The 23,772-nt window shown below is 71.0% G+C and carries 25 protein-coding genes; 4 read left to right on the top strand and 21 right to left on the bottom strand.

Annotated features, from left to right (window positions below; genetic code table 11):
• Positions 1 to 75 precede the first annotated feature (75 nt).
• Together ARTHRO9V_RS06860 and ARTHRO9V_RS06855 are read right to left on the bottom strand one after the other, a co-directional pair.
• Positions 76 to 1,083, bottom strand: coding sequence for a tetratricopeptide repeat protein (locus ARTHRO9V_RS06860; RefSeq protein ID WP_159826306.1), 1,008 nt, complete (start codon positions 1,081 to 1,083; stop codon positions 76 to 78).
• On the bottom strand, positions 1,080 to 2,882 hold the full coding sequence (locus tag ARTHRO9V_RS06855; protein WP_159826304.1) for a hypothetical protein: 1,803 nt from the start codon (positions 2,880 to 2,882) through the stop codon (positions 1,080 to 1,082). The genes ARTHRO9V_RS06860 and ARTHRO9V_RS06855 overlap by 4 nt, the downstream gene beginning before the upstream one ends.
• A 241-nt stretch (positions 2,883 to 3,123) precedes the next feature.
• Here ARTHRO9V_RS06855 and ARTHRO9V_RS06850 point away from each other — a divergent pair, with 241 nt between their 5' ends.
• Together ARTHRO9V_RS06850 and ARTHRO9V_RS06845 are read left to right on the top strand one after the other, a co-directional pair.
• A complete protein-coding gene (locus ARTHRO9V_RS06850; RefSeq protein WP_159826302.1) occupies positions 3,124 to 5,007 on the top strand; it encodes a DivIVA domain-containing protein in 1,884 nt (627 codons plus the stop codon).
• Between the two features lie 73 nt (positions 5,008 to 5,080).
• The gene (locus ARTHRO9V_RS06845) at positions 5,081 to 6,139 is read left to right on the top strand and encodes an AI-2E family transporter (protein WP_123570340.1); all 1,059 of its coding nucleotides are present in this window, start codon (positions 5,081 to 5,083) and stop codon (positions 6,137 to 6,139) included.
• Between the two features lie 66 nt (positions 6,140 to 6,205).
• Here the strand turns inward: ARTHRO9V_RS06845 and ARTHRO9V_RS06840 are convergent, their stop codons facing one another.
• The 10 genes from ARTHRO9V_RS06840 to ARTHRO9V_RS06795 form a co-directional block, all read right to left on the bottom strand.
• Entirely contained in the window at positions 6,206 to 6,949 is a 744-nt protein-coding gene (locus ARTHRO9V_RS06840) for an alpha/beta hydrolase (protein WP_236556957.1), read from the bottom strand.
• Positions 6,946 to 7,245 carry a hypothetical protein gene (locus tag ARTHRO9V_RS06835; RefSeq protein ID WP_056046157.1) on the bottom strand — a complete coding sequence of 100 codons (300 nt, stop codon included), beginning with the start codon at positions 7,243 to 7,245 and terminating at the stop codon, positions 6,946 to 6,948. The genes ARTHRO9V_RS06840 and ARTHRO9V_RS06835 overlap by 4 nt, the downstream gene beginning before the upstream one ends.
• Positions 7,246 to 7,293: 48 nt before the next feature.
• Positions 7,294 to 7,914 (bottom strand): lytic transglycosylase domain-containing protein, encoded by a 621-nt coding sequence (locus ARTHRO9V_RS06830; protein ID WP_236556955.1) that lies wholly within the window; start codon positions 7,912 to 7,914, stop codon positions 7,294 to 7,296.
• Between the two features lie 303 nt (positions 7,915 to 8,217).
• On the bottom strand, positions 8,218 to 8,772 hold the full coding sequence (locus ARTHRO9V_RS06825; protein ID WP_056047652.1) for a DivIVA domain-containing protein: 555 nt from the start codon (positions 8,770 to 8,772) through the stop codon (positions 8,218 to 8,220).
• A 63-nt stretch (positions 8,773 to 8,835) separates the two neighbouring features.
• Positions 8,836 to 9,834, bottom strand: a complete 999-nt coding sequence (locus ARTHRO9V_RS06820) for a phosphatidate cytidylyltransferase (protein ID WP_082460278.1) — start codon at positions 9,832 to 9,834, stop codon at positions 8,836 to 8,838.
• Positions 9,834 to 10,352 (bottom strand): ribosome recycling factor, encoded by a 519-nt coding sequence (gene frr, locus ARTHRO9V_RS06815; protein ID WP_054145670.1) that lies wholly within the window; start codon positions 10,350 to 10,352, stop codon positions 9,834 to 9,836. Before frr ends, ARTHRO9V_RS06820 begins: the two co-directional genes overlap by 1 nt.
• Before the next feature lie 77 nt (positions 10,353 to 10,429).
• The gene (pyrH, locus tag ARTHRO9V_RS06810) at positions 10,430 to 11,149 is read right to left on the bottom strand and encodes a UMP kinase (RefSeq protein WP_056046162.1); all 720 of its coding nucleotides are present in this window, start codon (positions 11,147 to 11,149) and stop codon (positions 10,430 to 10,432) included.
• Positions 11,150 to 11,300: 151 nt separating this feature from the next.
• Positions 11,301 to 12,128 carry a translation elongation factor Ts gene (gene tsf, locus ARTHRO9V_RS06805; RefSeq protein WP_159826300.1) on the bottom strand — a complete coding sequence of 276 codons (828 nt, stop codon included), beginning with the start codon at positions 12,126 to 12,128 and terminating at the stop codon, positions 11,301 to 11,303.
• A gap of 44 nt (positions 12,129 to 12,172) precedes the next feature.
• On the bottom strand, positions 12,173 to 13,120 hold the full coding sequence (gene rpsB / locus ARTHRO9V_RS06800; RefSeq protein WP_056046166.1) for a 30S ribosomal protein S2: 948 nt from the start codon (positions 13,118 to 13,120) through the stop codon (positions 12,173 to 12,175).
• Between the two features lie 356 nt (positions 13,121 to 13,476).
• Positions 13,477 to 14,925 (bottom strand): sugar porter family MFS transporter, encoded by a 1,449-nt coding sequence (locus tag ARTHRO9V_RS06795; RefSeq protein WP_159826298.1) that lies wholly within the window; start codon positions 14,923 to 14,925, stop codon positions 13,477 to 13,479.
• Positions 14,926 to 15,058: 133 nt separating this feature from the next.
• Between ARTHRO9V_RS06795 and ARTHRO9V_RS06790 the strand changes: the two genes are divergently transcribed.
• The gene (locus ARTHRO9V_RS06790; protein WP_159826296.1) at positions 15,059 to 15,619 is read left to right on the top strand and encodes a murein hydrolase activator EnvC; all 561 of its coding nucleotides are present in this window, start codon (positions 15,059 to 15,061) and stop codon (positions 15,617 to 15,619) included.
• 103 nt (positions 15,620 to 15,722) lie between these two features.
• Here the strand turns inward: ARTHRO9V_RS06790 and ARTHRO9V_RS06785 are convergent, their stop codons facing one another.
• The 9 genes from ARTHRO9V_RS06785 to ARTHRO9V_RS06745 all read right to left on the bottom strand — a co-directional run bounded on the left by ARTHRO9V_RS06785 (position 15,723) and on the right by ARTHRO9V_RS06745 (position 22,918).
• Positions 15,723 to 16,637 (bottom strand): tyrosine recombinase XerC, encoded by a 915-nt coding sequence (locus ARTHRO9V_RS06785; RefSeq protein ID WP_159826294.1) that lies wholly within the window; start codon positions 16,635 to 16,637, stop codon positions 15,723 to 15,725.
• Between the two features lie 50 nt (positions 16,638 to 16,687).
• Positions 16,688 to 17,950: a DNA-processing protein DprA gene (gene dprA / locus ARTHRO9V_RS06780; protein WP_201298920.1), complete on the bottom strand. Its 1,263-nt coding sequence runs from the start codon at positions 17,948 to 17,950 to the stop codon at positions 16,688 to 16,690.
• On the bottom strand, positions 17,947 to 19,476 hold the full coding sequence (locus tag ARTHRO9V_RS06775; RefSeq protein WP_159826292.1) for a YifB family Mg chelatase-like AAA ATPase: 1,530 nt from the start codon (positions 19,474 to 19,476) through the stop codon (positions 17,947 to 17,949). Before ARTHRO9V_RS06775 ends, dprA begins: the two co-directional genes overlap by 4 nt.
• Positions 19,473 to 19,838, bottom strand: a complete 366-nt coding sequence (locus ARTHRO9V_RS06770; RefSeq protein ID WP_123570347.1) for a YraN family protein — start codon at positions 19,836 to 19,838, stop codon at positions 19,473 to 19,475. The genes ARTHRO9V_RS06775 and ARTHRO9V_RS06770 overlap by 4 nt, the downstream gene beginning before the upstream one ends.
• Positions 19,839 to 19,991: 153 nt before the next feature.
• Positions 19,992 to 20,315, bottom strand: coding sequence for a DUF2469 domain-containing protein (locus ARTHRO9V_RS06765; protein ID WP_056046179.1), 324 nt, complete (start codon positions 20,313 to 20,315; stop codon positions 19,992 to 19,994).
• Between the two features lie 73 nt (positions 20,316 to 20,388).
• Positions 20,389 to 21,027, bottom strand: coding sequence for a ribonuclease HII (locus tag ARTHRO9V_RS06760; RefSeq protein WP_159826290.1), 639 nt, complete (start codon positions 21,025 to 21,027; stop codon positions 20,389 to 20,391).
• A complete protein-coding gene (gene lepB, locus ARTHRO9V_RS06755) occupies positions 21,024 to 21,773 on the bottom strand; it encodes a signal peptidase I (protein WP_159826288.1) in 750 nt (249 codons plus the stop codon). Before lepB ends, ARTHRO9V_RS06760 begins: the two co-directional genes overlap by 4 nt.
• A 67-nt stretch (positions 21,774 to 21,840) precedes the next feature.
• The gene (rplS, locus tag ARTHRO9V_RS06750) at positions 21,841 to 22,188 is read right to left on the bottom strand and encodes a 50S ribosomal protein L19 (protein ID WP_043596315.1); all 348 of its coding nucleotides are present in this window, start codon (positions 22,186 to 22,188) and stop codon (positions 21,841 to 21,843) included.
• Positions 22,189 to 22,348: 160 nt separating this feature from the next.
• Positions 22,349 to 22,918 (bottom strand): hypothetical protein, encoded by a 570-nt coding sequence (locus ARTHRO9V_RS06745; protein WP_159826286.1) that lies wholly within the window; start codon positions 22,916 to 22,918, stop codon positions 22,349 to 22,351.
• 38 nt (positions 22,919 to 22,956) lie between these two features.
• On the opposite strand from ARTHRO9V_RS06745, the gene map reads away from it, so the two are divergent.
• Positions 22,957 to 23,727 carry a type I methionyl aminopeptidase gene (gene map / locus ARTHRO9V_RS06740; RefSeq protein WP_123570350.1) on the top strand — a complete coding sequence of 257 codons (771 nt, stop codon included), beginning with the start codon at positions 22,957 to 22,959 and terminating at the stop codon, positions 23,725 to 23,727.
• Positions 23,728 to 23,772: the final 45 nt, after the last annotated feature.

Genomic DNA, 23,772 nt, shown 5'->3' with positions numbered 1-23,772 from the left:
GACGCCGGCACACGACGGAACCCCCGCGCCCCTTCCGGGTCGCGGGGGTTCCGTCGTCCGTGCAGGAGGCGCGGCTCAGTACAGCAGCATCGCCAGACGACGACGGGCGGTCGCCACCCGGGGGTCGTCCACCCCGACGATCTCGAAGTACTCGAGCAGGCGGGCCCGGGCGGCGTCACGGCCGTGGGGGTCGAGCGACGGGAACACGGTCAGCACGCGGTCGAAGGCGTCGTCGATGTGCCCCCCGCTGAGGTCGAGGTCGGCCACGGCGAGCTGGGCGTCGAGGTCGGTGGGCGCAGCCGCGGCCGCCGCACGGACGTCGGCCAGCGACGCGCCCTGCAGTCGCTCGAGCAGCGAGACCTGGGCGAGGCCCGCCACGGCGAGCTGGTCACGAGGGTCCTGCGCGATGGCGGTCTTGTAGGCCGTGATGGCCGCGGCGTAGTCGCCCCGGTCGATCGCGTCGTAGGCGTCCTGGTGGTGCGGGGGCAGCGGTTCCGGCTCGGGCTCGACCTCGTCGGCCTCGCCCACCGGGGCGCCGTCGACGACCGCCGTGCCGGTGACGCCGTTCTGCGCGGCCAGCTCGAGCACCTGCTCGAAGACGTCGCGGACCTGGGCCTCGGGCAGGGCTCCGACGAAGAGCTGGACGGGACGACCGCCGATCACGGCGGCGACCGCCGGGATCGACTGCGCCTGGAAGGCCTGCGTCAGCTGGGGGTTGGCGTCGACGTCGACCTTGACGAGCAGCAGGCGGCCGGCGTACTCGGCGACCAGCTTGTCGAGGACGGGCGACAGCTGCTTGCACGGGCCGCACCACTCCGCCCACAGGTCGACGATCACGGGGACGGTGTTGCTGATCTCGAGGACCTGCGTGAAGGTGGCGTCGGTGGCGTCGAGCACGAGGCCCGGCACCGCGATCTGACCGGCGGACGGGGCCGGGACGCCACCCGCGCCTCCCGCGGGCGCGCCGTCGACGGGCGCCCCCGCGGACGGACCCGCCGGGGCGGGGGCCGGCGGACGGTTGACGAGCGACGAGAGGTCGACGGCGCCGCGGAGACCGGCGGGGACGGGAGGGAGGTTGGTCATGGCAGCTCCTTGGCAGAGGTGAGGGCCTGGCTGAAACCGAGCAGGACGATGGGGTCGTCGCTGCCGACGGGCGGGACGGAGAACAAGAGCTCGACGCCGTAGGTCGCCTCGATGCCCTTCGACGACTCGTCGAGCCCCAGCAGGGTCTTGACGGTGCCCTCGGGATTGACCTTGGCACCCGTGGCCGTCGGCTTGACGGTCTCGATCTCGTTCAGCGCGACCGAGACGATGGCACCGGCGTCGTTCGTGGCGAAGGCGACGGGGGTCTCGTCGTCGGCCTGGGACGTGTAGTCGATGGACGCCGTGGTGGGCAGGGCCGCACGCTTCGCGTCCTTGTAGGCCTTGCCGATCTTCTCGCGCAGCGTGTCGCCCTCGGTCTGGAACTGGGCGGCGTACTGGCTCTCGTCGCCGTTGCGCAGGATGTCGCCGTAGGCCTCGGCCAGCTGGTCGGGCTGCAGCGTGAGCAGCTTGACGTCGGGCGAGAGCCGGGCGGCGCCGATCGAGGCGGGTGCGACGGTCAACGGGGTCTGCGTCTGCAGGCTGACCGCGTACTCGACCTTGTACGGGTCGCGGGCGCTCTCTTGCTCGAGGGTGAGGGCGACGGGCGCCACGCTCGCGTCGGCGTCCTGCACGACGACGAACGCCGAGCGCGGCCAGGAGTCGGCCTGCTGAGGCAGCGTCAGCGTGACGGTGCCGGTGGGGATCGCCAGGGGCGCGGCGGCGGCGGCGTCCTTGGAACGGATCGTGTAGTTCGCCTGACGCTGCTCGAGGGCCGGACCCGTGAAACGGGTGGCGGCGAGGTCGGCGTTCAGCGAGGCGTCGGCCTCGGTCGCCGTGGCCGAGATGCGTTCGACGATGCGCTTGGCCTGGGCGACGCTGATCACCGGGGGCTGCAGCGCGTTGCCCTGGTCGCCGGAGTCCGTGCCGTCGGTCGAGGTGGGCGTCGGGGTCGGGGTGGACGAGTCGGAACCCGCCGCCGGCGCCTGCTGCGGCCAGTAGTCGGCGGTGCACGCCGACAGGGCGAGCGAGGAGACCAGCACGATCGGCGCCACGGCGACGAACCGACGGATGCCGCGGGCACGACCACGGCCGGGCGCCAGGGTCTCGGTGCCGGCGGCGTCGAGCGCCTTGACCGCCTTGCGACCGGCCCGACGCGACAGGCGGGGTCGTTTCCCGTCACCCGAGCGCCGACGGGGGCCGCGCGTCCGGCGGTGGTGCAGGATCGCCCAGACGTACAGGCCGATGCCGATCAGCAGGACCACGAGCCCACCGACGATCAGCGGCCCGGCCAGGGGCGTCGCGGTCGAGAGCGGCCAGGTGATGCGGACGTCGGACGGGGCGGGCTGAGTGCCGTCCGAGACGATGACGAGGGAGACGTCGTCGGGCGCGTCGAGTGAGAACGTGAGGTCGTTGCCCGCGAACTGGTCGAACCAGAGGTCGGAGTCGGTCGGGTCGGGCACCTCGGTGGTGTCGCCCGCGATCGTGCGGCTGACGAGCCGACCGGACGCCTCGTCGTACTCGACCTCGTTGTAGCTGGCGTCGCCGACCCACCCGAGGACGTCCGACGTGCGGCCGTAGGCGGCGAAGGCGGTGTCGCCGCCCGACACCGAGACCGTCTGACGCCCGTCGCGGCCGTGCAGCGCCGAGGCCGGGACGACCGTGACGGTCGCGTCGGAGTCGGCGGTGTCGACCTGGGACGACACGCTCGGCGGCGGTGCGAAGACGGTGCGCTGGGCGAAGCCCAACGCCACCATCACCGCCGCCAGGACGACGACGACGACTGCGACGATGAAACGCACGTTTCTCTCCCTCCGAGCCACCATCCCGGTCGGGGCGCCAGGAACCGTCGTGGTCGACGACGGGCCTCGCACGAGCCTGGCCAGGGGGCCGGGCGCGGCAGCAGAATTTAAGACGGCTCAGCGTATCCGACGAGGCTGAGAGGCACCTAACCCGTGGATCGGGGTCCGTCGAGGGCCTCCCACTAGCATCGTGTCGCGGGCCGCGCTCCCCTGGTCCGAACCCTGCATCGAAGGAGACACCGTGGCTGCTGACGAAGCCGATTTCGGCATCGAACTCCGGGGCTACCGCAAGGACGAGGTCGACCGGGTGCTCGGCGACCTGCGGCGGGAGCTCATCAAGGCCAACGCCGACCGGGCCGACCGGGCGAGCGAGGTCGCGTTCCTCCAGCAGCGGGTGGACGAGATCCGTGCCGAGCTCGAAGAGGCCGGCACCCCCACGTACTCCGGTCTCGGCAGCAAGCTCGAGCAGACCCTGCGTCTGGCCGAACAGCAGTCCACCCTGGTGATCAGCCAGGCCGACATCGACGCCGAGGCCCTGCGCTCGTCCTCGACGGCCGAGGCGAAGCGCCTGCTGGACGACGCGAGCGAACGGGCCACGTCCGTGCTCGACGACGCCCGGGGCCGCGCCGCGGCGCAGGTCGCCGAGTCCACCGCCGACGCCGACCGTCTGGTCGCACGCGCCAAGGCCGAAGCACGCGACCTGCTGCAAGAGGCCCAGCGCGACGCCATCTCGATCCGCGGCTCGGCCGCCACCGAGGCGGCCCAGAACGTCTCGACGGCTCGACGCGAAGCAGCCGCGCTGCGTGCCGAGGTCGAGCACGAGGTCGCCGAGCAGCGGGCCGCCGTCGCCCGCGACCTCGCCGAGGCCCGCGACGAGGCCGACACCCTCGCCGCCGACACGCGCGAGGCCCGAGCCGTCTTCGAGAGCGACTCCGGGCGGCAGCGCGCCGACCTCGAGCGCGAGGGCCTCACCGTCCGCGCCGAGCTGGCCCGCCTCGACGAGACCACCCGCGCCGACCTCGACGCCGAGGTCGGCGCCCGCCGCGCCGAACTCGACCGCGAGATCACGGCCGCCCGCGCCGAGCTGGCCGACGACGTCGCGGCCCAGCGCGCCGAACTCGAACGCGACGTCGCCGCGGCCCGTGCCGAGCTCGCCCACGAGGTCGCCGAGACCCGCGCGCTCCTCGCCCGCGACGTCGACGCCACCCGTGCCGACCTCACCGACGAGGTCGAATCCACCCGGGTCGAGCTCGAGCGCGAGATCGCGACCGGTCGTGACCGCCTCGCGGCCGAGATCGCACAGGCCCGTGCCGAACTCGAGAAAGAGGTCGGCGACGCCCGCACCGAGCTCGACCGCGAGACCCGGCGCCGCCGCGACGAACTCGACCTCGCCGAGACCACGTCACGCGAACGCATCGCGCGCATCACCGTCGAGACCGACGAGCGCCTCACCCGCGAGAGCGAGGCGCAGGCCGACCGTCTCGCCCGCGAGGACGCCGACCGGCGGGCCGAACTCGCGACCGAGATCGAGCAGGCACGCGCCGAACTCGCCGCCGAGGCCGCCGAGGCACGCGCCGCCCTGGCGGACGAGACCGAGGCCCAGCGCGCCCGCCTGGCCGCCGACGACGTCCGGGTCCGCGCCGGGCTCGAGGCCGACCGCGAACGGGCCATCGCCGACCTGCGCCGCGACGTCGACCATGGGCGCGCCGACCTCGAGGTCGAACTGCTGGCCCGTCGCGACGAGGCGGAGGTCGAGCTCACGCAGCGACACCAGCACGCCGTCGCCGAGACCCAGGAGCTGCTCGACGCGGCGGCCGAGCAGCTCGCCGAGGCCACCCGTCGCGCCACCGAGGTCCGGCGCGAGGCCGACGACCTCGAACGCACCGCGCTCGAGTACGCCCGCACCACCCGGACGGACGCCGACGAGACGGCCCACGACGTGCTCACCAACGCCGACGAACGTTCACGGTCGATCCTGGCCGACGCCCAGCAGCGGGCCGACGACCTCATCGGCGACGCCGAAGAACGCCTGGCCGAGATCACGGCCGAACGCGACGCCGTCGCGGAGTACTTCGAGAACCTGCGTGGCATGATCGGACAAGTCGGCGGCGGTACGTCAGAGTAGGGCGACAGGCCGTGTCGGGCAGTCGGTGCCGCCGTGACCTCGACCGGCCCGTGCCGTCGACAGGAGCCCGCCCGTGAAGATCCACAACCCGTTCCGCATCGGTCTGCTCGCGGGGCTGGGAGTGCTCGTCGCCCTCGTCATCGGGGGCGCCGTCGGGCAGCTCTCGACGATCCTGACCTACGTGGGCGCGGCCTTGTTCATCTCGCTGGGGCTCGACCCGGTCGTCTCGTGGCTCGAGAAGCGCCGGGTGCCCCGGGGCATCGCCATCGTGATCGTCCTCGTGGCCGTGGTGGGCGCCTTCGTGGGCGTCGTCTTCGCGATCGTGCCCGTCATCGTGCAACAGACCACGAGCCTCATCCAGGCGCTGACGTCGTACCTGCAGAGCGTCACCACCCAGCAGTTCGTCGACAACCTGCAAGAACTCGTCCCCCAGAACGTCTTCGACGTGCAGGACGCGCTCGACTCCATCGTCGACTTCCTGACCAACCCCGACAACGTCGTCACGATCGGCGGCGGGGTCCTCGCCGTCGGCGTCGCGATCGGCAACGGCCTCTTCGGCACGATCGTCGTGGTCATCCTGACGATCTACTTCACCTCGTCGATCAACAGCGTCAAGCGCGCGCTCTACCAGCTCGTCCCGGCCTCGAAGCGGGCCACGTTCGTCGACATCTCCGAACAGATCAGCCAATCGGTGGGTCGGTACGTCATCGGCCAGTTCACGCTCGCGGCGCTCAACGGCATCCTGAGCTTCGTGTTCCTCACCATCATCGGAGCCCAACAGCCGGCGGTCTTCGCGTTCATCGCGTTCCTGGGGTCGATCATCCCCCTCGTCGGCACCATCAGCGGTTCGGCGATCATCGTGCTGGCGCAGATCGCGCTGTTGCCCCAATCACCGGCCACCTGGGTGACGACAGCCGTCTACTACCTGGTCTACATGCAGGTCGAGGCCTACCTGCTGAGCCCGCGCATCATGCGGCGGGCGGTCCGCGTCCCGGGCGTGATCGTCGTCATCGCGGCCCTCGTCGGTGGCACCCTGCTGGGAGTGCTCGGCGCACTCATCGCCATCCCCGTCGCCGCGTCGATCCTGCTGATCATCCGCGAGGTCTACGTGCCACGCCAGAACCAGCTCTGAGACGCGCCACGCCCCGGTCGCTCCGGGCCCGGCGCGGCGGACCGCCCGCCGACGGCGGACGCACCGTCAGGAGGCGCGGGGCGGCCAGGTGGACGGCAGCGGCAGGGCACCGGGCGCGACCCGACGGACGATCTCGGTCAGCACGCGACTGGTCTGCTTCTCGCCGACCCAGAGGTGCTTGCCTCCCTCGACCGCGACCACCTCGGCCTCGGGAACGAGGGCGAAGCGACGTCGCGCCTCGTCGGGACGCAGGTAGTCGTCGAACTCGGGCACGACGGCCACCACGGGCCGCCCGGAGTCGTGCCACGCCCCGAGTTCGGCGTCGGACGTGCGGTGCAGTGGTGGGGACAGCAGCACGACGCCCGCCACCTCGACGTCGAGGCCGTGCTTCAGGGCGACCTCGGTGCCGAACGACCAACCCACCAACCACGGGGTGGGCAGACCGCGATCGCCCACGAAGGCCACGGCGGCGGCGAGGTCGGCCGCTTCGGCCACCCCCTCGCCGAACTCGCCCTCGGACCGACCTCGCGGAGACGACACCCCGCGGAAGTTGAACCTGAGCACGGCGAGGTCGGCCAGGGCCGGAAGACGGGCCGCGGCCTTCCTGATGACGTGGGAGTCCATGAACCCGCCGGCGGTGGGCAGAGGGTGCAGCGCGACGATCGTGCCGACGGGCTCGCGGTCCGCCGGGAGGCTCAGCTCGCCCACCAGGGTCAGACCGTCGCCGGTGTGCAGCTGGACGTCCTCGCGGCGCGCGGGCAACAGGACGCCCCCGCGGATCTCGAGAGAGTCGGCGTCGGGGGTCGTCACGAGATCCTCCAGCAGTGGGTGTGCCAATGGCGGCGGGCCGCCAGGTCGTCCTCGGCACCGAACAGCCCGTCGGCACGCCAGGCCACGACGTGCGGCGTCGCGGGAGCGATGCCCAAGGAGCAGCCGGGGCAGACGTACTCTTTGACGGCCGACGTCGCCGAGACCGACTGGACGTTGAACGAACGCCCGTGTTTGGTCTCGACCGTCAATCCGCCGAACGACGCTCGGGTGACGTCGTAGGCCTCGTCGGCGTCACGCCGGTCGCGCGAGCGACGGGAGCGGTTGCTGCGGGGCATGACGACCAGCGTAGCAACGGCCCCCGAGGTCGAGGGCCGTGCGACGGATCAGTACCAGTTGTTGGCGACGGAATGGGCCCAGGCACCGCAGGGGTTGCCGTAGCGGCCGCCGATGTAGTTCAGCCCCCACGTGATCTGCGTGGCGGGGTTGGTCTGCCAGTCGGCACCGACGGAGCCCATCTTGCTACCCGGCAGGGCCTGGGGAATGCCGTAGGCACCACTCGACCGGTTGGACGCGTAGACGTTCCAGCTGGACTCTTTCTGCCACAGCGACACCAGGCAGTCGTACTGGTCGGAGCCCCAGCCGCGAGCGGCCACGAGTTCGGCGGCGACGGCCTTCGCGCTGCCCGGGTCAGGGGTACCCGCCACGGGAGCAGACGACGACTTCTTGGCAGAGCCGGACGTCGCACCCGACGGGGCCGCGGGCTCCTCGGTCTCGGCCACCACGACGGGCGGGGGCGGCGGCGGCACGTACTCGGTCACGCCGTAGGCGTCCCGGTCGGCGACGGTCACGGCGGCACCGGCGACCGTGAGGGTCTGACCGGGGGCCGTCAGCACCGACGCAGCGCCCGGAACGGTCGTCGCGGCCTCGGCACCGGCCAAGGGGTTGACGAGCGAGGCCGACACGAAGGCGAACGACGCACAGAAACCGACGAGGGGAATTGCCACGCGTCGAGGGAATCCGGTTCGACGAGCGGCCGGTACGGCACCGCGGACGGGACCGGTGAACGCGAGGGAGCCGGCTGCAGGGCGTCGGACGACGTTCTGCGAGGCCGGCACGCGGACGCGCCGACGGGTCGAGGGTCGTTCGACCGCGGCCGGGTGCTCTCGTCGAGAGGGACCGGGGGTCGGATTCGCTGCGTGCCTGCCCATGAGTCCGTCCAGGGTAACCGATGGGACGCCCGAGGGCCAGGGACGACCCGTCAGCGTGTCGGTGGCACGGAAGGAAGAGGAGACGACCGGCCGTGACCGTCAGCGAACGGCGAGCATGACGTCGACCACCGTGTCGAGCACCAGGTCGACCTGGCTCTCGCGGTAACCGCCGCGCTTCGCCCGGAAGACCGAAGCCCGGACGTCGTCGATGCTGAGGGGGCGGCCGTCGGTGAAGTAGCCGTGCAGCCGCCGGGTGAGGCGGTCGACGTCTCGCGGGTGGTAGCCGGTCGTGAGGATGCCCACCCTGTCGAAGCGGTGGCCCTGCGGTCGCTCGAGACGGGCCACGATGTCTTCCGCCCCGGAGCGCGCGGTCGAGAACCAGGTCGACTCGGCGCCCGACGAGACGGCCCGTTCGCGCTCCCGACTGGCGAAGGCGTCCTCGAGACGTTCGAGCGCGGCGTCGACGTGTGCCGTCGAGTACCCGTTCTTGGTCAACCCGAAGGCCGTGCGTCGGATGCGGGCGGAGTCGATGCCGAGGCCGGTCTCGCCGGCGTAGGCCTTCCGGGCCTCGACCAGGAACGCGTCGACCTCGTCGACGTCGTAACCCCGCTTGCCCTTGGGAACGATCGGGAATGTGCTGCTCACGGCCACCATCATGCCGCATGGGCCGATGGCAAGCCGCTGGACGCGCGGCCGGTCAGTACCGGCGGACGGGCGTCACGCGAAGAGGAGGTACAGGGCGTAGGCCGCGGCGGCCGAGGGCAACGTGCTGTCGAGCCGGTCGAGGAACCCCCCGTGGCCGGGAAGCCAGGTGCTGATGTCTTTGATGCCCAGGTCGCGCTTGATGAGGGATTCGGACAGATCGCCGATGGTGGCGGTCACGATGATGACGCCACCGAAGACGAGACCGAACCACCACGGCTCGTCGAGCAGGAAGACCGACAGCAGCACGGCCGCAATGAGGCTGGCGGCCACCGAACCGGCGAAGCCCTCCCAGGTCTTCTTGGGACTGATGCGGGGCGCCATCGGGTGCTTGCCGAAGTTCAGGCCGGTCGCATACGCACCGGTGTCGACCGCGATCACGACGATGAGAGCCGACAGGGTCCACCACTGGCCGTCGGGTCGAGCAGCCATGAGGGCCATGAAGCTGCCGAGGAACGAGCAGTAGATCTGGACGAACGCACCGGCACCGAGATCACGACCCAGCGCGGAGGCGCCGGCTCGGTGCGACGGACGGGCCGTCTCGACGAGGCGCCACACGGAGACGACGACGATGCCGCCCACCAGAGCGGCCCACTGGCCGCCGGCTCCGCCGTAGAAGGCCGCGGGGACCACGGCCACGCCGGCGAGGACGCTCGGGAGGCGGGGCACGTCACGCCCGGCGAAGCGCAGGGCACTGGCGAGTTCGAAGCACAACGAACCGATCAGGGCCGCCGCCACGATGATGAAGAACGCCTTGACGAAGATCAGGCTCAACAAGACCGCGGCCCCGAGCAGGACACCCACGGCGATGGCGGCCGGAAGGTTGCGACCGGTACGCGCCGTCAACTTCTCGTTGCGCGAGTCGAGGCGCGCCTTGCCTGCCCGCAGTTGGCTCTCGATGTCGTGGCGGGCCGCTTGCGCTCGAGCGTCGAAGTCGGCCCGGCGACTACCGAGAGTGCTCTTCTGAGCCGGTGACGAGTCGTCGGGGCCGGCGCCGTCGGGTCGCTGTCTCATCAGACCTCGAGCAGCTCCGCTTCTTTCTTCTTCAACGCGTCGTCGATGGAGTCGATGTACCCCTTGGTGATCGACTCGAGCTCTTTCTCGGCACGAGCGACCTCGTCGTCGCCGACCTCGGTCTTCTGGGCGTCGAGCGCCTCTTTCGACTTGCGACGGACGTTGCGCACCTGCACCTTGGCGTCCTCGCCCTTGCTGCGCACGAGCTTGACGAACTCTTTGCGACGCTCTTGCGTCAGCTCGGGGATGGTGACTCGGACGATCGTGCCGTCGTTCGTCGGGTTGGCCCCGAGGTTCGGGAAGGTCGCGATGGCCTTCTCGATCTCTTTGAGGGCCGTTTTGTCGTAGGGGGTGACGATCATGGTGCGCGCCTCGGGCACCTGCAGCGAGGCGAGCTGGGCCAGCGGGGTCGGGGTCCCGTAGTAGTCGATCGGGATCTTCTGGAACAGAGCGGGGTTGATGCGGCCGGTGCGCACCGTCCCGAAGTCGTTCTTGGCGGCGTCGAGCGCCTTGTCCATCTTCTCGCGCGTCTCGGTGAGTACGTCGTTGATCGCCACTGGTGCTCCTTGTTCGGTTCGCGGTCGAGTTTAGTCGTCTAGTTGCTGACGATTGTTCCGATGCGTTCGCCGCGGATGGCGCGGGCGATGTTGCCCTCGCCTTCCATGCCGAACACGTGCATGGGCATGCCGTTGTCCATGCAGAGACTGAAGGCGGTCGAGTCGACGACCTTGAGCCCCTGCATCAGCGCCTCTTGGTACGTGAGCTGGTCGAGCTTGACCGCCGACGGGTCGTGTCGGGGGTCGGCCGAGTAGACGCCGTCCACGCCGTTCTTGGCGACGAGCACCTCGGAGGCCCCGATCTCGAGGGCTCGCTGGGCCGAGACGGTGTCGGTCGAGAAGTACGGCAGGCCGGCGCCGGCACCGAAGATGACGACGCGCCCCTTCTCGAGGTGCCGCTCGGCGCGACGGGGGATGTACGGCTCGGCGACCTGGGTCATCGCGATGGCGGACTGGACGCGGGTCGCAGCGCCGGCCTGCTCGAGGAAGTCCTGGAGGGCGAGGGCGTTCATGACGGTGCCGAGCATGCCCATGTAGTCGGCCCTTCCCCGGTCCATGCCGCGCTGACTGAGTTCGGCACCGCGGAAGAAGTTGCCGCCACCGACCACGATGGCGATCTCGACGTCGGTCGCCGCGTCGGCGATCTCACGGGCGATGGAGCCGACCACGTCGGGGTTCACGCCGAGCTGGCCGCCGCCGAAGGCCTCACCCGAGAGCTTCAGCAGGACGCGTCGTCGTCCGGTCGTTTCCGATGTCATGCGAGTCTCCGTCTCGTCGTGGCCGTAGCCAGGTTAGCGAGTTCGGGCTGGTCGCCGTCCGTCGCCGATGATGCACCCGACGTCGTCACCTCGGCCGGGCATGGGAACGGGGTCCGAGACACGTTCGTCTCGGACCCCGTCACGGTGCTGTCTAGGCGCCGACCTTGATGCGGGCGAAGCCCGTGATCGTCAGTCCGGCCTCGGCGACCACCTTGGCGACGGACAACTTGTTGTCCTTCGCGTAGGCCTGGTCGAGCAGGGCGATCTCCTTGAAGAAGCCGGTGAGGCGTCCCTCGATGATCTTGGGCAGGGCCGCTTCCGGCTTGCCCTCGTTCTTCGCGGTCTCCTCGACGATGGCTCGCTCCTTGTCGACCTGCTCGGTCGGCACGTCGTCGCGCGACAGGTACGTCGGCGCGGCGAAGGCGATGTGCTGAGCGATCGACCGAGCGGTCTCGGCGTCGTCACCCGTGTAGCCCACGACCACGCCGACCTGCGGGGGCAGGTCCTTCGAGGTCTTGTGCAGGTAGATGGCGAACTGCTCGCCCTCGATGCGGTTGACGGTGCGCAGTTCGACCTTCTCGCCCATGAGCGCGGCCTCGTCGTTGACGAAGGCCTCGACGGTCTGGCCGACGATCGCGGCGGCGTTGCCCTCGGCGGCACTGGAGGCTCCGCCCGCGTGCACCGCCTCGAGGACCTGGTCGGCCAAGGCGACGAACTTCTCGTTCTTCGCGACGAAGTCGGTCTCGCTGGCGAGCTCGATCAGCGTGGCGTACCCCGAACCAGGCTTGGCGGCGACGAGACCCGCGGTGGTCTGACGGCCCTCGCGCTTGGCGACGCCCTTCAGTCCCTTGACGCGGAGGATCTCGACGGCCTTCTCGATGTCGCCGTCGGCTTCTTCGAGGGCGTTCTTGCTGTCGACCATGCCCGCGCCGAGGCGGTCACGGAGGATCTTGACGTCAGCGATGGTGTAGTTGGCCATGTGTCTGACTTCCTTTCGTGGAGTCGGAAGGGTGAAGGAGAGGACTACTTCGAGTCGGCGTCGGCCGGCTCGGCCGCGGTGGCCTCGGTCGCCTCGGCGACGGGCTCGACGACCGGCTCGCCCAGGGGCTTCGCGGCGACCTGTGCGTCGGCGTCGTTCTCCTCGACGGGGGCCTCGGCGACGGGGGCCTCGGCAGCAGGTGCCTCGGCGGCGGCGTCGGCGGCCTTGGCCTCGCCCTGCGCGAGCAGCTCGGCCTCCCATTCGGCCATGGGCTCGACGGGCTGGTCGGCGTCCTCGGGCTTCTGGTGACGCTGCACCAGGCCCTCGGCGGCAGCGTCGGCGACGATGCGCGTCAGCAGGCCGACGGAACGGATGGCGTCGTCGTTGCCCGGGATCGGGAAGTTGATCTCGTCGGGGTCGCAGTTCGTGTCGAGGATGCCGATGACCGGGATGCCCAGCTTCTTGGCCTCGTCGATCGCGAGGTGCTCTTTCTTGGTGTCGACGACCCAGAGGGCGGACGGCGTCTTGGTGAGGTTGCGGATTCCGCCGAGCGTCTTGTGGAGCTTGTCGAGCTCACGCTTCTTGATCAGCAGCTCTTTTTTGGTGAAGCCCTGCGTGGTGTCGTCGAAGTCGATGTCCTCGAGCTCTTTCATGCGGGCGAGGCGCTTCGAGACCGTCTGGAAGTTGGTCAGGAGGCCACCGAGCCAACGCTGGTTGACGAAGGGCTGGCCGACGCGGTTCGCCTGCTCGGCGATGGAACCCTGGGCCTGCTTCTTCGTGCCGACGAAGAGGATGGTGCCGCCGTGGGCGACGGTCTCCTTGACGAAGTCGTACGCCTTGTCGATGTAGCCGAGCGACTGCTGCAGGTCGATGATGTGGATGCCCGAGCGCTCGGCGAGGATGAAGCGCTTCACCTTCGGGTTCCAGCGGCGGGTCTGGTGTCCGAAGTGGACGCCGCTGTCGAGCAGCTGGCGGATGGTGACGACGGCCATGGTCGTTCTCCTTGTTTCTGGGCGCACCCGCGGGTGCGCCTGCTTGTCGGTTGTCGGGCGACCGGTCGGTCGCCACTGCCTGGTGCCCGGGCACACGTCCGCCGAGCCCACCGTGAGGCGGTTCGGACCGAATGGACGTGGAGGCCGGGAGCGGCGCGAGGCGACCAGGTCGCCTCGACGTCGGTGCGTCCGAGGACGCACAGGGCACGCGAAGTCAGCCTGCTGAGCAGGCTGCATCGCTCATGTTAGCACCACCACGGGCCCGGTGAGGTGGAGGTCGACCCCGGGCGGGGACCCCGACGTGCACGAACGTCCCGCCCAGGATCTGGACGGGACGTTCGTGGATCGTGTCGGACTCAGGCCTTCGCCGACCGCCCCGCATCGGCCTGGACGGCCGAGGTGCCCATCTCCTCGAGCGAGCGCCCCTTCGTCTCGGGGATCTTCGCCAGCACGAAGAAGAACGACACGAGCGCGAAGAACGCGAAGATGCCGTACGACAGCGTGAGGCTGAGGGCGGCGAGGGTGGGGAAGGACACCGTCACGATGAAGTTGGCGATCCAGTTGGCCATGCTGCCCACGCCGAGTGCCGTGGCACGGATGCTGTTGGGGAACATCTCGCCGAGCAGCACCCACATGAGCGGGCCCCACGTGGCACCGAACGACACGACGAAGAGGTTGGCCGCGACGAGGGCCACGGGGCCCCAGGCGCCGGGCAGCGACGGGTCGCCGCTCGCCGAGGTGGTCGCCTGGCTGAAGGCCAGGGCGGTGACGGCGAGGCTGACGAACATGCCGATGGAGCCGGTGAGCAGCATGGGCCGACGGCCGACCTTGTCGACGAGCCCGATCGCGATGAACGTGACCGCGACGTTGACGACCGCGGTGATGGTCGAGATGAGGAACGAGTCCTCTTCCTGGAAGCCGACGGCCTGCCAGAGGGTGGTCGAGTAGTAGAAGATCACGTTGATGCCGACGAACTGCTGCAGCACGGCGAGGATGATCCCGACCCAGACGATGGGCTGGAGGCCGAAGCGGGTGCCGCGGATCGACGATTTCTTCTCGAGCTCTGCCTCGGTGCGGATCGAGTCCGTGATCTCTTTCAGGCTCGTCTCGACCGTCTCGGCCGGGACGATCGTCTGGAGGACCTTCTTGGCCTCGGCCTCGCGCCCGTCACCGGCGAGGTACCGCGGCGACTCGGGCAGACGCCAGGCCAGGACGCCGTAGACGACCGACGGGACGATTCCCACCAGGAACATCCAGCGCCACGCGGCGAGGCCGAAGAGCGACGGCTCGGATGCGCCGCCCGCCGTGACCGCGAAGAGCTGGTCCGACAGCAGGGCGGCGAAGATGCCGAGCGTGATGGCGAGTTGCTGGAACGACGCCAGGCGACCGCGGATCGCCTTGGGCGACACCTCGCTGATGTAGGCGGGGGCGATGACCGACGCGATGCCGATGCCGAGGCCGCCGATGACGCGCCAGAGGACGAGGTCCCAGACGGCGAAGGCCGCGGCCGCACCGATCGAGCTGATCAGGAACAGACCGGCACCGATCAGCATCACCTTGATGCGACCCATCTTGTCGGCGAGGCGGCCGGCGACGTAGGCACCGATGGCACAACCGATCAGGGCCGACGCGACCGCGAAGCCCGAGGCGAACTCGGTGAGACCGAACTCGTCGGTGATCGACTGGACCGCGCCGTTGATGACGGACGAGTCGAAACCGAACAGGAACCCGCCGATGGCCGCCGCCACGGCCAGCGCGGTCACCCGCCTGTTCAAGCTCTTCGTCGTTGCAGTGGTGTTCGACACCTGTACTCCTTCACGGCTCGAGGAGCAGGGCTCGTGGCCACGACTCCCCCACAAACGATGTGCACGGGGTGTTCGTGCACGGGTGAACCTTACGCCTCGCCGAGAAAGCTTGCGCAACCGGCAAGGTGCCGGTATGCGCTCTCACCTGCGGCCGACGACGCGGCTTCTCGTCACCCTCACGACGGCGACCCTCGTCACGGTCCTCGCCGGGTCGCTCTCGGTCACGCCCGCGGTCGCGAACCCCCGGACAGCGAACCCCCGGGCAGCGAGCGCAGGAGACGCGGTGTGGGCCTGGCCGGTCGCCTCGCCCCATCCGGTGGTCCGGCCCTTCGTCGGGCCGCCGAACCCGTGGTCGCCGGGGCACCGCGGCCTCGACGTCGGGACGGTCGAGGGCTCGGTCGTGACCGCCCCGGACGACGGCGTCGTGCACTTCGCCGGGGTCGTGGTGGACCGGCCGGTGCTGTCGATCGCCCACTCGGGCGGGGTGCTGAGCAGCTTCGAACCGGTGGTGGCCGGTGTCTCGAAGGGCGACGCCGTCACGCGGGGGCAGACCGTCGGTGTGCTCGAGCGAGGGCACTGCCCCGACCGACCGTGCCTGCACCTGGGGGCGCGGATCGACGGCGAGTACGTCTCGCCCCTCTTGTTCCTGGGCGGGATCGAGCCGTCGGTGTTGCTGCCGACGACGCCCCGCTGAGCACCGCCCGGCACCGGCCGGCACCGGCCGGGCCGACGACCGCAGCACGGTCGGGTGCTCGGAGGGTCCTCGGGCGTCGTGGGCGTCGTCGGGTGGAGCGTCGTCAGGCGCGCGGGTGTGCCGACCGGTAGCTGTCGCGCAGACGGTCGGTCGAGACGTGCGTGTAGATCTGCGTGGTGCCGAGGCTCGCATGACCGAGCAGCTCCTGGACGGCCCGGAGGTCGGCCCCTCCGTCGAGCAGATGGGTGGCGGCCGTGTGCCTCAACGCGTGCGGCCCCGCCGGCCCGCCGCCCGGGAGGTCGGCGAGCAGCCCGGCGACCAGTCGGTAGACGGCCCTCGTGCCGAGCCGCCCGCCGGTCGACCCCACGAAGAAGGCGGCGTCCGTGACCGGGGTGACGAGCGTCGGGCGGGCGAGGTCGACGTACCGCCCCAGGGCCTCGGCCGCCGGCACCCCGAACGGCACGACGCGCTGCTTCGCCCCCTTGCCGGTCACCCGCACGGTCAGCCGTTCGAGGTCCACGTCGCCGAGGTCCGCCCCGACGAGCTCCGACACGCGCAGGCCCGCGCCGTAGAGCAGTTCGACGACCGCGAGGTCCCGGCGTGCCCCGGGGTCGCCCGTGTCCGCCCGGACGGCGAGGGACGCCAACAGGCCGTCGACCTGCTCGCGTGTGAGGACGCGCGGCAGGCGACTCTCGGGCTTCGGCGAACGCAGTCGGGCACCGACGTCGACCGGTGTGCGGTCGGTCTCGTCGAGCCACCGGGTGAAGGCCCGGACGCTCGCCGACCGCCGGGCGAGGGTGGCCCGGGCGAGCCCGGCCTGCGTGCCCTGCCAGAGCCAGTCGCGAAGGAGGTCGAGGTCGAGGTCGACCACCTCACCCGGGCGACCGAGCCGGTTCTCGGCGAAGGCGACGAGGGAGTCGAGGTCGGCCGCGTACGACCGCACCGTGTGGTCGCTGAGCCCCCGGCCGTCGTGCAGGTGGTCGGCGAACCGTTCGACCTCGCCCAGGAGGCGCGTCACGGCAGCATCCGCCCCTCGCGTCTCGACCCCGGCTCGTGCATGCCGACAGGCTAACCATCGCGGCGCCCCCTCACTCGTCGCCACCCCGAGCCGGAGCGCCGGGCCGCACCCGAGAGGTCGAGCTCGGCGAGCACGTCGCGGACCGTCTCGAGCGACAGCCCGCTCGCGACGGCCAGTTCGTCGGTCTCCCGGGTCGCCGTCGTGCTGAGCGCGTCCAGCACCCGCATCGTCTCGGGGTCGAGCCGTCGGCCCTCGTACGAGGCGACGACGAGGTCGGTCGACACCCCTGCGAGTGCGAGGACCTCGTCGGCACCCGTCACGCACTCGGCCAGACCGGACCGGATCAGGGCGTGGCAGCCGACGGACGACGGCGAGGTGACCGGGCCGGGCACGGCCCCGACCGGACGACCAAGCGACTGCGCGTGGGCGGCCGTGTTCAGCGACCCCGAGCGGCCGCCGGCCTCGACCACGACGGTCGCGGCCGTCAACGCCGCGATCAGCCGGTTGCGTTGCAGGAACCGCCACCGCGACGGCTTGCCCCCGCACGGAGCCTCCGAGATCATCAGCCCCGTCTCGATGACGCGTCGCAGCAGGGCGTCGTGACCGGCCGGGTAGAGGTGGTCGACTCCCCCGGCCATGACGGCCACCGTCGTCGCCGAGGCGGCCAGGGCCGCCCGGTGGGCGGCACCGTCGATGCCGTAGGCGGCACCCGAGACGACCGCGAGACCCCGGTCGGCCACGCCGCCGGCGAGCTCGGCCGACACCTGCTCGCCGTAGGCCGTCGCCGCCCGCGAGCCGACGATCGCGATGCTCGACGTCGGCGCCGGAACGGACGCCGGACCTCGTGCCCACAGGGCCACGGGAGCGTGATGGCCGAGGTCGTCGAGGGCCTCGGGCCACAGCGGGGTGCCCGGCACGAGCAGCCTCGATCCCACCACGGTCGCCGTGCGGAACGACCGGAGGATCACGCTGGTCTCGAGACGGGGCCGCCATCTCGTGAGCGCCCGTACGAGGTCGAGCCGCTCCACGTCGTCGCGGGTGGCCCCTGCCTCGACCAGGGCACCCGCGAGCAGACCCGCGAGGGGGTCGTCGTGACCGACCGCCGCTTCGAGCACGAGGCGGAGCCCCACGGTCGGCCCGAGCAGGGACCGGACGACGCCACCCACCGCGTCACCCGGTTCGACCACACCTGTCCAGGCGCCCAGGGCGAACGCCTCGAGGGTCTGTGCCTCGCTGAACTCGTGGGCGCCGGGCAGGAGGGGCCGGACGAGGTCGGCCAGCTCGGCGGGGGTCGCCCGGAGCAGGTCGCTCACAGCGACTGCCGCATGCTCAGGGCCCGGACCACGTGACGGCGGACGGGGGCGGGTTCGTCGTCGAGGTCGGCGAGGGTCCAGGCGACCCGCAGCACGCGGTCGTAACCCCTCATCGTCAGGGCACCGGTCTCGAGCGCCCGGTCGACGGGCTGTGAGTCCGCCACGGCCAGGCGGTTCGCCGGATCACGCAGCCAGGTTCCCGGGACCTCGCCGGACGACCGCCAGGGTGTTCCCTCGAGTCGGCGGGCGGCACGGCCGCGCGCCCGGTCGACGCGTTCGCGGGCCTGGCGTGTCGTCGTCGGGACGACGTCGGCCGAGGCTCGGAACTGCGACGAGCTGATGCGGGCCACCCGCAACTGCAGGTCGATGCGGTCGACGAGAGGCCCGGAGAGCTTGCTCAGGTAGCGACGCCGCTGGTGCGGGGAACAACTGCAGTCGGAGTCGCGAGAGCCGTATTGCCCGCACGGACAGGGGTTCGCCGCCGCGACCAGTTGGAACCTCGCGGGGAAACGCGCCACCGCCCGTGACCTGTGGACGACGGTCTCGCCCGACTCGAGGGGCTGGCGAAGACAGTCGAGGACCGTCTGTCGGAACTCGGGCGCCTCGTCGAGGAACAGCACGCCCCGGGTCGCCCTCGACGCGGCACCGGGCCTGATGACCCCGCTGCCCCCGCCGACCAGGGCCGCCGCGCTGCAGGTGTGGTGGGGCGCCTCGAACGGCGGCCTCCGGTCGAGATCGCCCGTGACGGCGACCCCGGCCAACGAACGGATCGAAGCGACCTCGAGGGCCGAATCGGCGTCGAGGTCGGGCAACAGACCGGGCAGACGGGCCGCCAGCATGCTCTTGCCTGCGCCGGGCGGCCCCACCATGAGGAGGTGGTGGCCGCCGGCCGCGGCGACGACGAGCGCCTCGACGGCGTCGACGTTGCCGATGACGTCCGCGAGGTCGAGTTCGGCCGGCACTGCCGGTTCGGTGCGCGATCGCGTGATGGCCACGACCGGCTCGGGTTCGAGCCCTGCACCGTGCCAGATCGCCGCCTCGCGCAGGCTCGGCACGGCCACCACGCGGATGCCGGGGACGAGGGCGGCCTCGTCCGCGTTGTCGGTCGGCACCATGACGGTGGCGGCCCCTGCCCGGCGCGCACCCAACACGGCGGGCAGGACTCCGTCGACGGGCCTGAGCCGGCCGTCGAGCCCGAGCTCGCCCAGGTGGACGACGCCCTCGACGGACTCGGCGGGGACGAGTTCGGCTGCGGCCAGGGCCGCGATGGCGATGCCGAGGTCGAAGGACGACCCCTGCTTGGGCAGCGACGCCGGTGACAGGTTGACGGTCAGCTTGCGCGCCGGCAAGGCGCACCCGGAGTTGGTCGCTGCGGACCGGACGCGGTCACGGGCCTCACCCAGCGACGTGTCGGGCAGTCCGATGATCACGAACGCCGGCAGCCCGGCACCCATGTCCGCCTCGATCTCGACCAGGGCTCCGTCGACGCCCAGCAGGGCGACCGCCCGCGTCCGCGCCACGCTCATGCTCCGGCCCCGCGGACGTGGTCGATCCGCTCGTGCCCCGCGCACCGCTCCACCGTGATGCCCACGACGTCGATGCGCACCCCCCGGGGCGTCGAGGTGGGATGCGCCTGGCACCAGGCCCCCGCCAGCCGTCGCAGACGCGCCAGCTTGGCCGGCGTCACGGCCTCGAGCGCGTGACCGTAGCCGGTGCCCGATCGCGTCTTGACCTCGACGACGACCACCTCGTCGCCGTCCAGGGCGACCACGTCGATCTCGCCTTCACGGCACCGCCAGTTGCGCTCGACGACCCGCATGCCCTGCGCCTCGACGTACTCGGCCGCGACGTCTTCGCCGCGCCGACCCAATTCGTCCTTCTTCGCCATGTCTGACCTCCTGCCAGCAGGCTGGCGGAGGCGCGCCCCTCGGAGGGCGGGCGGAGCATCGGCTGGGGACGCCACCGACCCGGCCGCGGCTGGGGACGAGCCGAGTCGAGACGCAGCGCGTCCCGGGCCAGGAGGTCGCGTGGCGACGGACGACTACTCGTCGAGTGCGAGTTCTTTCGGGAGCTCGAGGTCGCGGCTCGTGAGCTCTTCGACGTTCACGTCCTTGAAGGTGAGCACCCGGACCGACTTGACGAAGCGGTCGGAGCGGTAGACGTCCCAGACCCAGACGTCGGTCATCGACAGTTCGAAGTAGAAGTCGTGCTCGGTGTCACGCCGGACCAGGTCGACCTCGTTGGCCAGGTAGAAACGCCGCTCGGTCTCGACCACGTAGCGGAACTGCGACACCACGTCGCGGTACTCGCGGTAGAGCGCGAGCTCGACCTCGCGGTCGTAGTCTTCGAAATCGTCCTCGTCCATCGGAGTCGAGCTTACGCGGCCCTCGGGGCAGCGGTCGCCGTCGTCCCTCTGCTGCCGGCGTAGGCGCTCGAGGTCAGTGCAGCCAGGTGAGGCGGTGCAGCGGCGACGGACCCAATTCGGACAGGGCCCCGTAGTGCGCCGACGAGCCGTAGCCCTTGTTGCCGGCCCAGGCGTAGCCCGGGTGGACGCCGTCGGCCTCGATCATCAGCCGGTCGCGTTCGACCTTGGCGATGACCGACGCCGCCGCCACCGACGCGCAGTCGCGGTCGGCCTTGACCCTGGTCGTGATGCGCGGAGGGGTGGCGAGCTGGGGTGACAGGTAGTCGTGGTTGCCGTCGAGCACCACCACGGACTGCATGATGCCCACACCGGCGTGGTGCAGCGCCGTGAGGGCACGCTTGCCGGCGAGCCCGAGGGCGACGACGATGCCCAGCCGGTCGACCTCGTGCGCTTCGGCGAAGCCCACCGCGTGATGGGACACCCACGACGTCGCCAGCGGGTAGAGGGCCTCGCGTCGCTTCTCGGACAGGAGCTTCGAGTCGCGCAGACCCGCGGGGACGTCGAGGCAATCGATGTGGACCGCCCCGAGCCCGACCGCGACCGGCCCGGCGATGGCGCCCCGACCGACCTCGTCGCAGCCGATCACCCAGGTCGCGCCGGCGGCGTGCAGCTCTCGTTCGTAGTCGAGGGTGGGGTCGACGACGGGGCTCATCCGCCCTCTCGTTCGGTGCCGCGGAAGACGTCGGGGTAGTCGCCGAGCCACGTCCAGCGCTCGGTGGGCCAGCTGATGACGAAGGCGCGTCCGACGACGTCGCTCATCGGGACGAACCCCTTGCTCGGGGTGGCGCCGTTGTAGCGGCTGTCCTTCGAGTTGTAGCGGTTGTCGCCCATCACCCAGAGGGAGTCGGCGGGCACCGTGACCGAGAAGTCGTCGGCCGAGACCCGGGTCTCGCCCGTGGGCAGGTTCACGTAGGGCTCGTCGAGGGGGACGCCGTTGACCGACATCTGGCCGAAGTCGTTGCAGCACTCGACGGTGTCGCCCGGCAGGCCGATGACCCGCTTGATCAGGTGGTCGTTGCTGTCTTGTGCGCCGAGCCCGACCAGCGTGAGGAACCACGAGAAGCCGTCGGACACCGGGTTGCCGGTGGTCGTGCTGATGGGAGCCGTGCCGTCGAGCCAACCGCCCGGGTCGGTGAACACGACCACGTCGCCCCGCTTGACGTCGACGAGGTCGGGTACGAGCTCGTTGACGATGATGCGGTCGTTGATCTGGAGCGTCTGCTCCATCGACCCGGAGGGGATGAAGAACGACCGGATCAGGAACGTCTTGATCAGGAACGAGATCAGGAGGGCCGCCAGGAAGATGACGAGCACGTCGCGCACGAAGGTGCCGATGCCGCGCTTTCCGCCGTCGTCGCGTCGAGGACGCAGGGCGCGCCTCACTGTGTCATTCGTCATTTAACCACCCGAGCTCCCCGCCATCTTAGATGGCGAGGAGCTCGCGTGATGTCGCTGAGGGGCGTGACTAGTTGTCGCGCTTCTCCTTGATCTTGGCCTTCTTGCCACGCAGTTCGCGCAGGTAGTAGAGCTTGGCGCGACGGACGGCACCGCGGCTGACGACCTCGATGTGGTCGATGACCGGGGAGTGCACCGGGAAGGTGCGCTCGACGCCGACCTGGAAGCTCACCTTGCGGACCGTGAAGGTCTCGCGGATGCCCTCGTTCTGCTTGCCGATGACGACACCCTGGAAGACCTGGACGCGCGAGCGCGTGCCTTCGATGATGTTGACGTGCACCTTGACGGTGTCGCCGGCGCGGAAGTCGGGGACGTCCGAGCGGAGGTTGGCGGAGTCAACCGCGTCGAGGATGTGCATTGTCGTTCGCTCTCTGCAACCGCCACAGGTCGACTGCGTGTCTGGGGCGCGTCACGCGCCCGTCATGATGAAGAAGGTGTGCTCTGGATCGGCAGACTCCCCTGTGGCAGAGTCGTGCGCAGGCACAAGCGCCTATTGTGCCACAGCGCGGGCACCCGTGTCAGCCTCGCGGCGTGATGGTGATGACGGGGCCGTCGTCGCCGTAGCCGGGCCGACGCCCCGCGGCGGCCCCGGTGCCCGACGCGACCCGCTCGAGATCGGCGAGCGACGTGGCCATGCGGGCCCGCGCCTCCTTCACGAACTGCCAGAGGGCGCAGGCGAACAGGCCCACGCCCGCCGCGATCGTGACGACGGCGCAGAGGGCGAACAGGGCGGTCGAGAGGTCGAGGGACGAGACCCCGCCGGCGACCTGCGTGAAGGCCGACGCGGACGCGGACTCGGCGGAGCTGTCGACGATGAAGAATCCCAGGCCGAGCTGGCCGAGCCAGGACAGGGCGAGCAGACCCGCGTCGGCCCACGACACGGCCTTCGCCCGCCGGACGCTGCGGCGACCCACCACCACGCCGGTGGCCACCGCCTGCCCGATGAAGAGAAGGGGCACGAGCAGCAACTGGCCGACGAACTGCAGCCCCAAGGGCGCGCCGAAGAACGCCCGACCCAGCAGCACCCAGAGCGGCAGCACGAAGACGGCCACCCAGAGGAGGCGGTAGAAGATCCGGCGCGTCGTCATGCGGTCGAGGCTACGAGGGCTTCGTGAAGAATGGCTGCATGATCGAACTGCGCACTCCCGACGAGATCGAACGCATGCGACCCGCCGGAGCCTTCGTCGCCCGCGTGCTCGAGGCGACCCGTGCGGCCGCGCGACCCGGCGTCGACCTGCTCGACCTCGACGCGCTCGCGCACCGCATGATCCGCGAGGCGGGGGCCGAGAGCTGCTACGTCGACTACCACCCGTCGTTCGGGGCGAGCCCGTTCGGCAAGGTGATCTGCACGTCGGTCAACGACGCGGCCCTTCACGGCCTGCCGCATCGCTACCGACTGCGCGACGGAGACCTGCTCAGCCTCGACTTCGCCGCCTCGGTGGACGGTTGGGTCGCCGACTCGGCCGTGTCGTTCGTCGTCGGCGAGCAGGCGTCGCCCGAGGACCTCCGCCTGATCGAGACGTGCGAGGTGGCCCTCGACGCCGGCATCGCGGCCTTGAGGCCGGGCGCCAAGCTCGGCGACGTCTCGGCCGCGATCGGACAGGTCGCTCGCGGGGCGGGTTACGGCGTCAACCTGCAGTTCGGCGGCCACGGGGTCGGACGCACCATGCACGGCGACCCCCACGTGCCGAACGACGGACGTGCGGGACGCGGGTGGCCCGTTCGACCGGGCCTCGTCGTCGCGATCGAGCCGTGGCTGATGCGCGGCACGGACGCGATCGTGACCGACGCCGACGGCTGGACGCTCCGCAGCGTCGACGGCTCGCGGGCCGCGCACGTCGAGCACACCGTCGCCGTCACCGAGGACGGGCCTCTCGTGCTCACCGCGCGCGGATGACCCGGACGGGCCGTCCACGGCGGGCCCTCCTCGGCGGGTCGAGCC

The sequence above is a fragment of the Frigoribacterium sp. 9N genome, from assembly GCF_902506305.1.
Lineage (GTDB): Bacteria > Actinomycetota > Actinomycetes > Actinomycetales > Microbacteriaceae > Frigoribacterium.
Note: the sequence above shows the minus strand (reverse complement) of the source record. Positions and strands in the feature narration are given on the sequence as shown.